Source organism: Bacillus sp. ME78, from assembly GCF_903970865.1.
GTDB classification, from domain to species: Bacteria; Bacillota; Bacilli; order Bacillales; family Bacillaceae_G; genus Bacillus_A; species Bacillus_A cereus.
In genome coordinates this window covers 26,817-43,130 of the sequence record NZ_CAJCKK010000027.1, presented here as the reverse complement: position 1 = coordinate 43,130, position 16,314 = coordinate 26,817, and the positions used below count along the sequence as shown (strand labels likewise).

Below are 16,314 nucleotides of genomic sequence, written 5' to 3'. Positions count from 1 at the left end.
CAATGACGGTTTCTAGCTTGATCCCGGGCAGATATTCTGCCCAGGGTCAGGCTAACAAATGGAGATTACCGAAGACAAAAGAAGAAAAAACACACCGTTAGGCAAATAAGGGGAGGACATTTAAAATGATCGAAATTAAAGTACCTGAGCTTGCAGAATCTATTACCGAAGGAACTATTTCACAATGGCTTATCAACGTAGGCGACAAAGTTGAGAAAGGTGGCAGCGTTGTTGAGCTTGAAACTGATAAAGTCAATGTAGAAATCATTGCAGAAGATTCAGGTATTGTATCGAAGTTACTAGGCGAACCTGGGGATACAGTTGAAGTTGGCGCAACTATCGCAATTTTAGATGCTAATGGAGCACCAGTTGCAGTAAGTACACCTGCTCCAGCTGCTGAGCAACCAAAACAAGAAACAGCTGAAGCACCGAAAGCTGCAGCTCCAAATGCTGAACAAACTACGGGTCTACAAGGCTTACCAAATACGAACCGTCCTATTGCATCACCAGCTGCTAGAAAAATGGCTCGTGAATTAGGAATCGACTTAAACGACGTACGTAGCACAGATCCACTTGGACGCGTGAGACCACATGATGTACAAGCTCATGCTGCAGCACCAAAAGAAGCACCAGCTGCTCCAAAGAGTCCAGCTCCTGCTCCAGTTGCAAAAACTGAATTCGAAAAACCAGTTGAGCGTGTGAAAATGTCCCGCCGCCGTCAAACAATTGCAAAACGTCTTGTAGAAGTTCAACAAACATCTGCAATGTTAACAACATTTAACGAAGTTGATATGAGTGCGATCATGGAATTACGTAAAGAACGCAAAGATGCTTTCGAGAAAAAACATGATGTACGTCTTGGCTTCATGTCATTCTTCACAAAAGCAGTTGTTGCAGCATTAAAACAATTCCCATTATTAAATGCTGAAATTCAAGGTGACGAGCTTATCATCAAAAAATTCTATGATATCGGTATTGCAGTAGCAGCTCCAGATGGATTAGTTGTTCCAGTTGTACGCGATGCTAACCAATTAAACTTCGCTGAAATCGAAAGTGAAATTCGTAATTTAGGTATGAAAGCACGCGATAACAAACTTTCATTAAAAGAACTACAAGGTGGTACATTTACAATTACAAACGGTGGTGTATTCGGTTCTCTAATGTCAACACCAATCCTAAATAGCCCACAAGTAGGTATTTTAGGAATGCATAAAATTCAAGTACGCCCAGTTGCAATTGATGCAGAACGTATGGAAAACCGTCCGATGATGTACCTTGCACTATCTTACGATCACCGTATTGTTGATGGTAAAGAAGCAGTTAGCTTCCTTGTTGCTGTTAAAGATATGCTTGAAGATCCAAAATCATTATTATTAGAAGGTTGATAGATTTTTAACCTATTAAAGGCTGTAGAATGAATCATTCTACAGCCTTTTTTTATTTTGTTCATACGGGACAAATTTCATGACATAAAGTAATAATGTATGCCTAAACGTAAGGAGGATTAAAATGAATAACCTTCCAATTCATGCAAAACTTAAAGTAAATAAGGATACTTTCTTCCTCCCCGACTCAAACGGGGGTGTCTATTTTCGAAATAACGCCAGTTCATTTCGCATGGACGGTGCTGGAATTTATGACTGGATTGAAAAACTAATGCCAATGTTTAACGGGAATTATTCTTTAGCAGAAATAACCGATGGTCTCCCTCTCCCCTATCAAAATCGCGTATTTGAAATTGGAGAGATTTTATATGAAAATGGTTTCGTTCGCGATACAAATCAAGATGAACCTCATGAATTAAACAGTACATTACTCGACAGATATGCTTCACAAATTGAATTTTTAGAAGCTGATTCTCATTCGGGTGCTTTAAAATTCGAAACGTACCGTGGGGCAAATGTCCTTGTACTTGGTTCTGGGGATATGCTTACTTCCTTAGTTTCTTCTTTATTAGAATCTGGTTTACCTACATTTCATTACCTCGTTACAGATCGGGATGAAACAAACTATGACAGAATACATGAGCTAATAGAACGTGCATATGAAGTTGATAACACTGTACTCCTTCAAGAAATCGATACTACAATTGACCGTCCTTTGCATGAAGTATTCGAACCTTTTGATTGGATTTTATATGTTTCTCAAAATGGAGACATTGACGGTTTAAAGACAGTTCACACTATTTGTAGAGAAGCGAAAAAGAATTTCATACCAGCTATTTGTTTATCAATACTCGGTATAGCTGGACCTGTCGTAACGGAAAATCGTGATGAATGCTGGGAATCTGCATGGCATCGTCTACATGAAACGACTTTGCAAAATGAAAATTCATCTGATTCCTTCTCACCCATTACATCTGCAATGTTAGCAAATGTAATCGTTTTTGAATTATTTAAGCATGTCGCGGATGATTCACATCGGGAAAAAGGATCACAATTCTTTTTATTAAACTATGAAACACTCGAAGGAACGTGGCATCCTTTTATAAAACACCCTCTTGCAACTGATGAAAGTTTTACAATTGATACGATAGAGAATCTTTCTGAAAAACTTGAGCATCGGTCTAACCAACATACTTCAACTGATGTATTCCAATTTTTCGATTCATTAACTTCTAAAGAAGCCGGTATATTCCATGTATGGGATGAACAAGATTCATATCAATTACCGTTATCACAATGCTATATTCAAGTAGCCAATCCACTATCAGATGGCCCAGCTCCCCTCCTGCCTCTTATGACTTGCAGTGGATTGACCCATAATGAGGCACGCCGAGAAGCTGGTTTAACAGGAATTGAAACATATGTAGCAGAAATCATTCACCGCCTTATTCCTGAACATAACGATATCGGTATCGGTGCTGGAGAAACGATGACAGAAGGTTTTTACCGCGCACTACAACAACATTTAAACAATAAACTGTATGAACGGCAGTCACATACGCTAGAAGAACTTACAACAATTGATTTAACTGACATTCACGATAAGCATTGTAGATTTTATTACGATGCTCTCTCTACAATCCATGAAACACCTACAATAGCAATGAGTGAAGAGATTCTTAGTTTTCCTGTCGTTTGGATTGGTATAAATGATAGATGGTACGGTGCATCTAATATAAATATGACGTTAGCGTTACGAAACGCACTACAACTGGCACTCTTTCACATTCAAAATGAAGAGATTCCTTACAGAGCTAATATTTTGTATGACTCATCTATTATTTTATATGACACTGATTCTTTTAGAGTGGAAATACAACCAGAAGAAGAAATTCCAAATGTGCAATCTTTACAGCTTGCCTTACAGCATTTAGAAGAACATAATTTTTATCCTTTCGTGTTTGATTTAGCAATCGAACCATTTTTGAAAGAAAACTTAGACGGTGTGTATGGGGTATTAATTGCAAAGGAGGATGGTCTATGACTCGAAATATATTGCTTATAGGAGATGGCCTACTTGCAGACTATGTACATGATCAATTATGCGAACAATATTCCATCATTCGCCAACATACCATTACAGAAGAACTCCCTGAAAATATTCACCTCGCTCTCGTATTACATGACGGATCTCCTTCTACTATTCATCATGATGCTGAACTTATTTTTCGCTCAAATCATATTCCGTGGCTTCGCGGTTTCACTTCATTTGGCGAAGGTATTATCGGCCCTTACATTCATCCTCTTTCATCTGGCTGTTCTCATTGTTCTGATGGACGCCGATTTATCGCTGGCTTCGATCAACAAGAAATGTGGGAACTACAGCGGAAATACGCCTTTAAAGCCGACAATGTAACGAGGCGTGATGTACGCGCTACCCAAAATGGAATGTTACAAATGTGCCATCTTATTCGCGTAGAAACAGAGAAAATATTAACTCATAACCATTCTTCTTTAGAAAATGAACTTATTTTACTCAACTTACAAACATTACAATGTACGCGGCATTCTTTTCTTCCAGATCCTCTCTGTCCTATATGTAGTAATTTACCTGATGATACTGCGGATGCGGCGGAACTTTCTTTACAACCGAGTTTAAAAGTAAGCACCGAAACGTATCGCTGCCGTTCCATTCATGAATTAAACACATTTTTAACGCGAGACTATTTAGATTATCGGGTCGGTATGTTGAACGGCAAAATGCAGCATTCTTTATTGCCATTCGCTGACGTCATTATAAACATGCCATTAATGTTTGGAAATGAAGGTGTTGCAGGCCGAACTCATTCATTTGCAGTGAGTGAAGCAACTGCTATTTTAGAAGGTTTAGAACGATATTGCGGTATGTCGCCTCGCGGGAAAAAGACAAATGTGCATGGTAGTTTTCATGATTTAGAGGAACATGCACTAAATCCCCTCACACTCGGTGTACATACAAATGAACATTACAATCGTGATAATTTTCCATTTAAGCCGTTTGATCCTGATTATGAGCAAAACTGGGTATGGGGATATTCTTTATCACAAAACAGACCGCTTTTAGTTCCTGAATCAATTGCTTATTATAGCCTCGGTCATCGAGATGCTTTCGTGTATGAAACATCAAATGGATGTGCAATTGGCGGTAGTTTAGAAGAAGCGATTTTTCACGGCATTTTAGAAATTGTAGAGCGTGATGCCTTCTTACTCACTTGGTATGCCGAATTACCTCTTCCCCGCCTTGATCTGAGTTCAGCAAATGATACAGAATTACAATTAATGATTCAGCGGTTACGTACGATTACCGGATATGAATTACACGCTTTTAACGCGACGATGGAACACGGCATCCCGAGCTTATGGGTAATTGCAAAAAATACGCGTGAAAATGGAATGAACGTTGTTTGTGCTGGAGGCGCTCATTTAGATCCTATTCGAGCTTTAAAAAGTGCCATTCAAGAAATAGCAGGCATGTTACTTATAACAGACGATGAGCTCGAGCACAAAAGAGAGTACTACGAAAAATGCTTACAAGATCCTTATTTCGTTAATAAAATGGAAGACCATAGTATGCTGTACGGATTGAAAGAAACGGAAGAACGTCTTCACTTCCTTTTACGAGAAAATGCACCGGTACAAACGTTCCAAGAAATGAATGTATCACAATCATTTGATATGGATTTAACATCCGATCTTCACCAACTTTTAAATCGTTTGCATCAATCAGAACTTGAAGTAATCGTTGTAGATCAAACCGTCCCCCTTATAGAAAAGAACGGACTACACTGTGTAAAAGTCATTATTCCAGGCATGCTACCGATGACGTTCGGTCACCATCTTACTCGGGTTACAGGACTGGACCGGGTATATACTGTACCAATGACACTTGGATATACAGACGAATCTTTAACGAATGAAAGGTTAAATCCACATCCACATCCGTTTCCATAGTAAAGGAGGGATTTCATGCAGCTAGATACTTTTTTACATCATCTCCATTTCTCTATTGATGAAATTATGCCGAATCATGAGGTGGACTGGAAAGACGCACCGCTTCCTTATAAATTATATCGAAATGTACCTACCATCCCGCTCTCCTTAGAAATCCCGTTATCTTTGCCGAACTCTTCTACTACACCTACTTTAGATGAGATTGGTCACTACCTTTGGTATTCATTTGGTGTAACACAATTATGTCAGCTAAATAGCGAGAGAAATGTATTACGCAGATCCATTCCTTCAGGCGGCGCTTTATATCCGAATGAATTGTATATCTATTTAAAAATTGACGATTATCCAGACGGCATTTACCATTATGACGTCGCACATCACCGACTTATTTTACTTCGCGAAGGAAATTTCGATTCTTATTTAGCAGACGCACTCGGTAATCGCTGTAATATACATGATTGTTTCGGTGCTGCATTCGTATCCACTATGTTTTGGAAAAATTTCTTTAAATACAATAATTTTTCATATCGCCTTCAAGGATTAGATAGCGGAGTTCTCATTGGACAATTACTAGAATGTGCAAAACAGTTCGGTTATACGAACGGCGTATACTTTCAATTTCTAGACCATGCACTGAACCATTTACTCGGATTGTCAGAAGGTGAAGAAAGTGTGTATGCCGTTATTCCTTTAAGTACAGAGCCAGAAACTAATTGGTTTCACAATGATTACTGTGAAAATAAAACAGTTACTTCTCATGAGTTGTTGCAACAAATTCCGCCGTTAGCACATGAACATTTCGTTCGCTCAAAACATGTAAATGAACATCCGATGATAACAAAAATAAATGAAGCTTCTATGATTGAATCGACAGAACACTTCCAAACACTACATCATGAAGAGCACTATCAACATAATACGTACGCTGTACAGCTACCGAAAGTAGAACGGTTATCGTATGATTTCCTACAACTTTGTAAAAAACGATATTCTCCTGATGCGGACTTTATTTTAACGAAATGGGATGCAGCCGAGCTCGCTACTTTACTACAAGAAGCGAGCCTCTCCTTCCTCTATTACAACGACCTTGATGGCAAGTATATAAATGAAAATGCACGCGTCTCCTTATATGGATGTTTTTATAACGTGAAAAATATTAAAAACGGGGCTTACGCTTATAACAGTAAAACACATTCCATACAACCCATTCGTTATGGAGACCTTCGTTATCCCCTTCAGTCTAGTATGACGATGGATAACGTAAACCTTTTTCAAGTACCGCTTTGCTTACATGTAGTCGGAAAGAAAGGTTACTATACACATGCATTAGGCTATAGAGGATACCGTATTCACCAAATGGAAGCTGGTATCCTCGTTCATAAACTCGTTTTTGCTGCAACTGCTATGGGGATGGGCGGGCATCCTTTACTAAGTTTTGATACAAATTCATGTGATCAATTGTACGGAATTGATGCTGGGAATGAAACATCTCTTATTCAAGTTCCAGTTGGGGCATATCGGGCGCGGAATTGGTTAAAAGGGGCTTTGCATAATTAGAAGCACGCCGGTAGACGGCGTGCTTTTTTTAAAGGACTTAATTTATAAAAAGCGAAATGAGTATATATTCTTACATAAAAGGAGAATGTAACTTGAACATTTTACAACGATTAATTCAGCAAGCAAAAAACCCTCGCGGGACAATTGGTTCTTCCATGCTTTGTATTATGAACGCTGCACATACGAGATTAATAAATTGGGCATTACAGAAAGTACATATAAAGACAGATGCAGTCGTATTAGACATCGGCTGTGGTGGAGGCAAAACCATACACACTCTTTCAAAACGAACTCCACTTGGGGGAATATATGGGATTGATTACTCCGATCAAGCTGTGAAAAATTCTATACAGACAAATGCAAAAGATGTTCAAAAACAAAAAGTAATTGTTCAACAAGCAAGCGTTTCTTCTATTCCACATCATACGAACTTCTTCGATCTCATTACCGCCTTTCAAACTCATTATTTTTGGCCTGATATTGAACAAGATATAAAAGAAGTATTTCGCGTCTTAAAACCAGACGGCTCCTTTTTATTAGTGGCTGAAACTTTCAAAATTCAATACCATATGGAGAAATTTAAAACAAATGAAGAATTAATAAACCTATTTTATAAGACAGGATTTACAAAAGTGCAATGTTATGAAGAAAAAGGGTGCCTTTGTGTAATAGGAAATAAGTAAAAAAGCAGACCTTTATGGGCCTGCTTTTTACTAAATTAACTTAAAAATACTCTTAATTTGTCTAGCAAATAACCAATTTTTCGTACCGTAGTTATCATTTAAACTATCTAAATTAATAGATTGTCCGTTAGCAAACTTTAATTCTAACGTTGTATTTTTGTCATTTGTTTTTAAATTATTATTTGTAATGTCATCATACTTTAATTTTTCAATCTCAATATATTCGTCTTTTTCTTGTCCAATCACGACATGGTCTTGGAAGAAGAAAAATACTTCTACTTTTTTACCGAAACAAAATACATTTTTCGTATAAATTAATGTCGCGTTATCAAGTCCGACACATACTTCTTTCATTTCTTCCACAACGTGTCCAAAGTCTTCTTCATGTCTTGCATTTGATTCAACAATCCATTCTTCGATTGTTTTCATATTAATTGCCATACTGCGCCCCCTGGTTCGTTCATTGCTTCGTTTAAAAAATAAATACTATATGAAAATATAAGCGATTAGTAATATGTTTTCAAGGGGGAACGGTATATTCAAAATAAAGCGAAACTTTAATCAATAGGGGTCTTGATCCCCACTGATTATTAGTTGAACCAATCGGGCTTTTACGGGCAGTTGATCCCCCACCTAACTTCTTTGCTTTCGCTGAATTTTTAGGTGGGGGTCTTACTGTCCGCAAATAGCGGGATAAAGTTAAATTTCAAAGTAATATAAAAGGAACACCAATTTCATTAAATTTTAAACGTTTGAACGAGACATTCTTCATCATCAATTAACTGCTCTTTCTCATCAAATTCAATGTTCAGTTTTTTATATACGGTCTTCCAAAACGACACTGCTGGTACATTTTTTAGAAGTTCGATAACGAAATATTGTCCTCTTTTCTCTTCTAGTAAATTCTCAACAGCTTGTTTACCGATTCCTTTTCCTTTATATTGATTCAATATGAAAATATCATTAATACCAAAATCATTTTCCTTCTTCAAAAACGGACGTTCCAGTAGTAATAAGAATCCTACAATACTATGATCAACTTTTATAAAATACGGCGTGATTCCGTCATTTTTCCAAAACATATGCAAACCTTCGTATTCAAAAAATCCGTTCGCTCCGATAGTTATATTCATAGTGAACTTAGAAAGGTCATGAAGATATAAAGCGTACAAATTACGTAATATTTCTTTTTCTGATTCTTGAACTTTTTGAAGTGCTACAATCATAAAAAAACTCCCCTTCCACATATGTAACTATTTCCCGATCCTCTTCATTCGACAAAAATGATAATTCCCCTTTAACAAAAAAATAGCACTTTAAAAAGTGCTATTCTGCTCTCCTTGCCGCTTGCTGAATTGGATCCCAAACGCTGTTATATGGTGGTGCATAACTTAAATCGACATCTTCTAAATCATGAATGCTCATTTTATTGAAAAGCGCCATCGCGATCACATCAATACGTTTATCTACGCCTTCTTCTCCAATTACTTGCCCGCCCAATAATTGTTTCGTATCGGAGCGATATAGTAATTTCAAGTAAAGTGGTTTTGCATTTGGATAATAGCCCGCCATATTTGTAGAATCTACTTTGACCGTTTTATACGGAATGTGTAGCCCTTTTGCTTCTTTTTCATTTAACCCTGTTCTTGCGAGTGTCAAATCCATAAATTTAATAATGCCTGTGCCTAACGTACCTTTAAAAGCTCTTCGTTTATCAAGCATATTCAGTCCAGCAAGTCGCCCTTGCTTATTGGCAGTCGTTCCGAGCGGGATATGATCATGAATTTCCTTTATAACGTGGTAATGTGTTGCGCAATCACCGGCTGCATATACGTCTTGCACATTTGTTTGCATATATGCATTTACTTCGATTGCTCCTTTATGATTCTTACGTATATTTGTCCCTTCAAGAAAATCAGTATTTGGCTTCACTCCCACCGACACTAAAACAAGATCTGCTTTATACGTACCTTTATCCGTTTCGATTGCTTCTACTCGTTCATTTCCTTTAAATGCTTTTACATTTTCATTCGTTAAAATTTCAATATGATGCTTATCTGCTTCTTTATGTATGTACTCTGCCATATCTGCATCATAAATCGTACCGATATGATCATTTCGCTCAATCATTCTTACTTTCTTACCAAGTTCGACGAATGTTTCTGCCATCTCAAGTCCAATGGCACCACCGCCAATAATCGTTACATCTTCAACTTTATTCGTTTCTAGCGTTTTTAATATGCGCTCAGCATCAGGAATTGTTTTTAAAAGATGAACGCCTTGTAATTCCCGTCCTTCCCATTCTGGCATAACAGGACGCACTCCAGTCGCAATTAATAATCGATCATATGGAAATTCAAAGACATCCTTCGTCTTCGTATGCTCTGCGTACACCATTTTCTTTTCCGTATCTACTTTCGTTACTTCATGACGCACTTTCGCATCAATTCCATATTTCTCACGAAACGTCTTTACGTTGCGCGCGATTAACTTTTCAGTTGAAGCGATAGCACCACTAATGACATACGGTAATCCACACTGAGCGTATGAATAAATTTCACCTTTTTCTAAAGTTACAACATTTGCATTTTCATCGTTTCTAACAATTTGCATAGCTGCACTCATACCAGCTGCATCTCCGCCAATAATGACATAGTTCACTTTACCACTCCTTCTTTTTTACATACTCTTTACGTTTTCCATATTTTATAGAAATAACACCTACTTCCATTGTAAAGAAAGAGAATTTCATCTTCAAATTTGGTGCACAAACTTATGTATGAATAGGTAACTGTCGTGTCTTATAAACAAAATGTTTAATATGCTATAACAGTAACCAATTGAAAGTAGGTGAAATATACATGTGCGCTGGTCTTCTCGCTCAGTTTCCAGAGGAACCGAAAGAACCAAAACCCGCCTTGTCGCTTGATCAAGAATTTTCTATTAACGCAACCATTTATAGTGCTCGTGCTTGGTTATCTAATGATGAAACTTTTCCACAAACGATTTGGAAAGGCTCTCGCTTTGCTTCAGCATCACACGCTGGCAAGTCCATCTTACCAATCGGTACTGTAAAAATTTTGAACTTATCTGATGATACAATAACAGTTACTGCATCATCAGAATCAGATGATACTCTCAAAATAGTCGTACCCCCTCATTCTGAAGGTGTTTTAACATCTAACGCATTATCTGATGTGCAAGCAAGTACATCAGGAGGAGCAAGTAAAGTCACATTTCTCTTTCATATCTTTTTCTCAAGGGATCCTGGTTCAGATAAAAAACCATAAAAAAGGTACAGTTATGCACCGTACCTTTTTTGATGTGTTCTATTCTCTTGATTTAATCAGTTCAATATTATAAGTTTCGATATCTGTTAACGTTCCTGTAAAATAAGGGTTTTCTCTATACCAAGACTGTTTTGCAAAATACGCTTGCATATCTTTCGTTTGAAAAATATGTCCATGCCTTGCATATATTTCATTTCTAGCAATTTTCAACTGTTCTTTCGATAAATAGGTTAAATCTGTGCTCGTTAATTTTCGAATATCACTATCAGGAAAGATGAAACCATTATATACATACCCAGTCGTAGGTGGCGGGGTAACATTATAAACAACTGTTTTTTCTGCACTTTTCGTTTGGAATGGAAGATTATAAGACGAAAGTGCCGTTACCGTCTCTACTTTTGTCGTTTCCCGTCCATTTTCTCCATTTCGTTCTAAATAAATTTTCGCGCTTCCATCAGTCGCTACAGGCCCCCATGTAATTTCTTCTCCTGCGAGCGCTGTAACTGGTTTTTGATTTACGTACAATGTTGCACCAGACGCGTTCGTTTGAACTGTAATATATTGACCTTGCAACGTTAAATCTATCGTTACGTTATTTTGGCTTTGTTTCATAAGTACAACCTTTTCCTCACGAGATAGTTTTACATAGTCATTTTTATATTCTGATTGAAACACTTGATTTCCCGGAAGAAATGGCCCATATTGCTTCTCAAACTTTTTGTCATCTGTCTTATCAATTTCTTTTCCGTTCATTTTTAACGATACGCCTTTTTCATTTGTAAGCAAAGTTGTATAGTACGTCTTCGCTTTCAATTTATACCGATCAAATATAAAGAAATACTTTCCGTCTTTCGTTAATGAAAAATCAGCTCTTTCTATTCCGTCCCGTTGTTTTTCACCTTGTCTCAAATATCCTTTTAATTCATTTACGTAAGATGGATTTTCTTTTATATATGAAAATAGAGGCGTTAAACTCTCTCTCGTTATCATAACCGATGGATCATCTGCCGTAACGATCTCAGCTAATTTCTCTCCGTCCCGCTCTTGTAAAATCGTAATCATCCGGTCTACTTGTGCCACCTGCGTATAATACGATGATCCGTACAAATACAATCCAATAATCGCTATAACAAATAGTGCTAACAGTGTAATGCCAACTTTTGTACCACTGCTCATGTTCTTCTTTACTACAGGACTTCCCCTCTTCATCCCGCAGTTTTGACAAAATTGTACACCATCTTCAAACTGAACTCCGCACTTTGTACATACATTCATTCAGTCAACCACCTTTTCATTAGAAGCCAGTTATTCCCTGTGTTAAGGCTTGAATTATCGTGCTAATGTAAGACCAAAGTACAATGAACGTTGCAATTCCAATTAAAACATTTGCAATAATAAGTGTGTAAACGAGATCTAATCCGCCATTGTCTAGTTTTAATACGGCTACAGCTATACTAATCCCTATATAAGTTGCAACTACCGATAATAATATCGGTAAGAAAAAGATTAATAAAAAACTAAAAAGAAAAGAAAGAACTAATATGACAATAGCCGGCGTCGCTATCGTTCCCCATATACCAAATACTTCAAGAAACGAAAAAGATGATTTCATCATCTTACCACTTACAAAAATAATAAATCCGACAAATAAAGTTAAAATTAATAAAAAGAAAAAGACCGTTATAGATTCTCCAAAAAACGTGGGAGTAGATATATCTGGTGCAAATGTTCTCGTAACTGCTGATGCTGCACTCATCATTCTATAAAAAATACATGCTCCTAAAAAACAAATAAGAACAAGACTTACAATTCCATTTCGCACTTCAATAGCGCCGCTTTTCATAATCGCTGTCGGTGCTTGTAATGCATGTTTAAAAAATTGAAAATAGCCGCTCGCAAACCGCTTCGCTTGTTCTACCGTTTCATTTGGACGCGTTTCCTTTTCTTGTGCCGCGCGCGCTTGTTCCTGCCCTTCTTCTTTGCCACTACTTGCCACTACTTCTTCCGTTAACGAATGTCCACAATTCCCGCAAAACTTTGCCTCTACTGCATGTTCTGTATGACATGACGGACATTTCATTCTCTTATCCCTCCTTAAGCATATACCTTATAGGGTGTTACAAGTTCAATATATGAATTTGTACATAAAACATGACTACAAGAAAAAGATTCTGAAATCCTTCTTCCGAAAGAAAATATATGTGCTAGCAATCTTGAAAAAAAATGCTATTATGAAACAGAATAAATAATATTTTTAACAGATTGGATGAAAGAAAATGGAATTGGTAAACTCAATTTTTCAAATACTCCTTACAAGCGTAATACAATTATTATCTTTAATTGGCGTTATCATTGTAATTGGATTTCTATTAGGCTATTTAGAATCTCTCACACGCATGTATTGGTCGAGAGCTTTTGGAAGAAAAGGATTCCTATTAACGGCTTGGATCGGTGTTCCGATTCACGAACTTGGACATGCCATTATGTGCGTACTGTTCCGTCATAAAATTGTGGCGACTCAGTTCTTCCCAACAGATACAAGTCAAGGGGCTTTAGGTTATATACAACATCAATACAATCAAAAAAGTGTGTATCAACGAATTGGGAATTTCTTTATCGGTATTGGGCCTATTATTTCTGGTATTACTGCATTAATCCTTTTAATGCGCTATTTCGTACCAGAATCATATTTTTTATTTAATACAACTCTCGAAAAAACGATTGCTTCTACTTCTATTAATGTAGAAATGATTCAAAACATGCTCTTGTCGACGTTTGTATTATTGAAAAGCTTATTTACAATCGGCAATTTATTGAATCCTTCCTTTTGGTTATTTTTATTTATCGCCATTTGCATTTCCGCACATATCGCTTTAAGTAAACCAGACATTAAAGGATCAATAGACGGTGTTGTCGTCATGTTTATCGTGTTATTTTTATTCAACATAATAGCAGGACTGTTTCAATACGACAGTAATCAGCTAATTGGACAGGTTATGAAATATAATATGTATCTCATTGCGTTTTCTAGTGTGGCACTGCTGTTCTCTTGTCTTTCTACACTCGTTAGTTTTTCGTTTTATAAAATAAGAAGAGGGCGTTCCTTTTGAACGCCCTCTTCTTATTAATTATTCCCCTTATAATCACAATGCTCAACCGGAACACGAGCATGCCCCTCTTCATCGGTACACCATGACTGTGATTGGAAGGCAAGAAAGATACCAATCCATTCTTCTTCCTTTTCAAAGTGAATAAGTATTCCTCCATCTTGCCAGATGCCATCATCACCTTGCCATTTTTCTACATTCCCTTGATTCATGTGAATATCATGTATACCGTTTCCTGGTTTGAAATGAAAATAGGAATCTGGTGTGTTTTCTTCTGGTCCCCATCTTTCGCCAAACGCGTAAATAATTGCTTTTTCTTCCATCGCTCGCTTTATATAACGTTCTATTTTTTCGTTTAAATCATTATCTGCTCCTGCTTTTTCGGGAGGCAAAGGAATCATTTGTTTTGAGTCAAATAGATTTCCTCTTACATAATCTAAAGCTACTTTCGGTTCATTATTTTTTACTTCCGTAAAACCAAATGGTAATGTCGGTAAAATATGAATCGCCTCTGACCTAATATTGTTACTCGCAAAATATAAAACTTCTGACGGATAACTTTGCGACTTTACGTTAATAGCAATACGATAATCTACTCCAGTCTCGCCCTGTAAATGAACTTGATAATGAGGTGTTTTCCCTTTTCCAATCTTTGATTGTATAACTGTACCTTTTAACACACCGTAGTTTTTTAGGGGCATACATTTCATCTCCTATTCATTTAGTAGAAGCTATTCATATTTAAATCATTATCCACTCATAAAAAAAATCCTCCTATGTTAGGAGGATTTTTAATTTCTCAACATATACCAAACAATAACCTCTACCACTACAAGTAACACCGCACCAAAAATCATTAATGTCGTCTTTTTTAATAGTTCATTTTCACGATACGGAATGTTACATAAATACGCACCTAGTGTAATCCGTGACGGGCAAGCGATCGTCGCTACTGATGATGCGGTGTTTTGCAATGTTGTGACATATTGCCACGGGAGTGCTACATTTTGCGCCGTTTGCATTTGTAGTTTTATGAACATCGCATTTGATCCTGCGTTACTACCTGTTAAAAATCCACCAATAGCGCCAATAAACGGAGCAACGAAAACGAAAAAGGTTCCAAATGTTTCACCAGCTGTCTTTGCGAGTAATAAATGCATGCCTGATGCACCCATTAATTCTGAAATGGCGATAAACATTGTCGTCGTAATCGCAAAAGGAATCCATTGTTTAATCGTTTGCGAGAATGATTGTTTAATAATATTAGACGGGATGCGGAAGAAAATAATAGTAAATAAGCAAGTCATACCGAGCCAAAATCCTGGTGAATATAGTAACTCTAGTTTGTAAGAGTATGATTTCAAATCAAGAACCGCATATGATCTGAACAAATCATGTAATGCTGGAACGAGGCGAGAAAGTAAAATACAAACTGTTAGAAATATATAAGGGCTAATAATTTTTATAATGGATACTTCTCTCTCCGTTGCAGCCGCATGTTCTGTTATAAGATTTTGCCCACTTTTTCCTTTTAATTTAATGATAAGAAAGCCAAATGTAATCGTAACGATAGAACTTAATATCCCGGCTAGTTCAACACTTACGTACGCATTAGAAAGATAGATTCCGAGAGAAAATAATAGAAAGAATCCTACTCCTTCTTTCCACTTTTCTATAACCGCTTGCCAGCCGCCAACAACGTATAAAGAAAGAATAACAAAGTAAGCAAACATCGGAATACTTAATAGCGCTGTATTTGTACCAAGTGTTGTAAGAGGCATATTTATTAGCTGCGAACCGATAATCGTACCAGTTGCCATTGCGCCCCATGAACTAGCTAGTAAGCCGATGAATGAGAGCAGTACAGCTTGAAATGGTTTATATCCTAGTGAAAGAAAAATAGGTGCTGCAACCATGAAGCCGATACCGAATCCACTTACTGATTCAATAAGCGGGCAAATGCCAAAACACATAAGCAGCATTTGTAATAAGCGATCCTGAGTAACTTCTTCTAGAAAACGTGCTACTTGATCGATGTACCCCATTTTGTTCATGAGGTGAAATAAAAAAATACCGAAAAATAAAACGTACCCGACAATAAAACAAATTAACCACCCTTTAATCGTTGCGTGCACAGTTTCACTTATCCCTAATTGAAACGTTGGCGAGAGTAAAACGATTCCAACACATACAGCATAAGAAATTAACGAAGACCTTAATGACGTTTGTTTAAATAAAAATAAACAAATGAAAATCATCATAATTGGGATAAGTGCCAACAATATGGCCATATTATCATCTC

General features: G+C 37.0%; 14 protein-coding genes. 7 read left to right on the top strand and 7 right to left on the bottom strand.

Going from position 1 to position 16,314, the window contains the following annotated elements:
- Positions 1 to 125 precede the first annotated feature (125 nt).
- From odhB to H6481_RS22605, 5 genes are all read left to right on the top strand, one after another.
- Entirely contained in the window at positions 126 to 1,385 is a 1,260-nt protein-coding gene (odhB, locus tag H6481_RS22625) for a 2-oxoglutarate dehydrogenase complex dihydrolipoyllysine-residue succinyltransferase (RefSeq protein WP_000569892.1), read from the top strand.
- Positions 1,386 to 1,509: 124 nt separating this feature from the next.
- Entirely contained in the window at positions 1,510 to 3,429 is a 1,920-nt protein-coding gene (locus H6481_RS22620; RefSeq protein WP_182813268.1) for a putative thiazole-containing bacteriocin maturation protein, read from the top strand.
- Complete coding sequence (locus H6481_RS22615) at positions 3,426 to 5,375, top strand: TOMM precursor leader peptide-binding protein (RefSeq protein WP_182813266.1); 1,950 nt, start codon at positions 3,426 to 3,428, stop codon at positions 5,373 to 5,375. The genes H6481_RS22620 and H6481_RS22615 overlap by 4 nt, the downstream gene beginning before the upstream one ends.
- Before the next feature lie 15 nt (positions 5,376 to 5,390).
- Positions 5,391 to 6,932, top strand: coding sequence for a SagB family peptide dehydrogenase (locus H6481_RS22610; protein WP_182813264.1), 1,542 nt, complete (start codon positions 5,391 to 5,393; stop codon positions 6,930 to 6,932).
- A 92-nt stretch (positions 6,933 to 7,024) separates the two neighbouring features.
- Positions 7,025 to 7,615, top strand: coding sequence for a class I SAM-dependent methyltransferase (locus H6481_RS22605; protein ID WP_182813262.1), 591 nt, complete (start codon positions 7,025 to 7,027; stop codon positions 7,613 to 7,615).
- Positions 7,616 to 7,645: 30 nt separating this feature from the next.
- On the opposite strand, the gene H6481_RS22600 is transcribed toward H6481_RS22605, so the two are convergent.
- From H6481_RS22600 to H6481_RS22590, 3 genes are all read right to left on the bottom strand, one after another.
- On the bottom strand, positions 7,646 to 8,056 hold the full coding sequence (locus H6481_RS22600; RefSeq protein WP_095691209.1) for a DUF3908 family protein: 411 nt from the start codon (positions 8,054 to 8,056) through the stop codon (positions 7,646 to 7,648).
- 296 nt (positions 8,057 to 8,352) lie between these two features.
- Complete coding sequence (locus H6481_RS22595; protein WP_071730663.1) at positions 8,353 to 8,841, bottom strand: GNAT family N-acetyltransferase; 489 nt, start codon at positions 8,839 to 8,841, stop codon at positions 8,353 to 8,355.
- A gap of 100 nt (positions 8,842 to 8,941) precedes the next feature.
- Positions 8,942 to 10,276 (bottom strand): CoA-disulfide reductase, encoded by a 1,335-nt coding sequence (locus tag H6481_RS22590; RefSeq protein ID WP_001110229.1) that lies wholly within the window; start codon positions 10,274 to 10,276, stop codon positions 8,942 to 8,944.
- Between the two features lie 200 nt (positions 10,277 to 10,476).
- Between H6481_RS22590 and H6481_RS22585 the strand changes: the two genes are divergently transcribed.
- Positions 10,477 to 10,905, top strand: coding sequence for a hypothetical protein (locus tag H6481_RS22585; protein ID WP_065482744.1), 429 nt, complete (start codon positions 10,477 to 10,479; stop codon positions 10,903 to 10,905).
- Between the two features lie 39 nt (positions 10,906 to 10,944).
- Here H6481_RS22585 and H6481_RS22580 read toward each other — a convergent pair whose 3' ends face one another.
- Both H6481_RS22580 and H6481_RS22575 read right to left on the bottom strand, forming a co-directional pair.
- Positions 10,945 to 12,180: a YARHG domain-containing protein gene (locus H6481_RS22580; protein ID WP_182813261.1), complete on the bottom strand. Its 1,236-nt coding sequence runs from the start codon at positions 12,178 to 12,180 to the stop codon at positions 10,945 to 10,947.
- A 19-nt stretch (positions 12,181 to 12,199) separates the two neighbouring features.
- Positions 12,200 to 12,985, bottom strand: coding sequence for a zinc ribbon domain-containing protein (locus H6481_RS22575; protein ID WP_071730661.1), 786 nt, complete (start codon positions 12,983 to 12,985; stop codon positions 12,200 to 12,202).
- Positions 12,986 to 13,181: 196 nt separating this feature from the next.
- On the opposite strand from H6481_RS22575, the gene H6481_RS22570 reads away from it, so the two are divergent.
- Positions 13,182 to 14,015 carry a hypothetical protein gene (locus H6481_RS22570; RefSeq protein ID WP_000424522.1) on the top strand — a complete coding sequence of 278 codons (834 nt, stop codon included), beginning with the start codon at positions 13,182 to 13,184 and terminating at the stop codon, positions 14,013 to 14,015.
- 14 nt (positions 14,016 to 14,029) lie between these two features.
- On the opposite strand, the gene H6481_RS22565 is transcribed toward H6481_RS22570, so the two are convergent.
- Positions 14,030 to 14,713: a YukJ family protein gene (locus tag H6481_RS22565; RefSeq protein WP_001128611.1), complete on the bottom strand. Its 684-nt coding sequence runs from the start codon at positions 14,711 to 14,713 to the stop codon at positions 14,030 to 14,032.
- Between the two features lie 90 nt (positions 14,714 to 14,803).
- Positions 14,804 to 16,303, bottom strand: coding sequence for an L-lactate permease (locus H6481_RS22560; protein ID WP_098818475.1), 1,500 nt, complete (start codon positions 16,301 to 16,303; stop codon positions 14,804 to 14,806).
- Positions 16,304 to 16,314 lie beyond the last annotated feature (11 nt).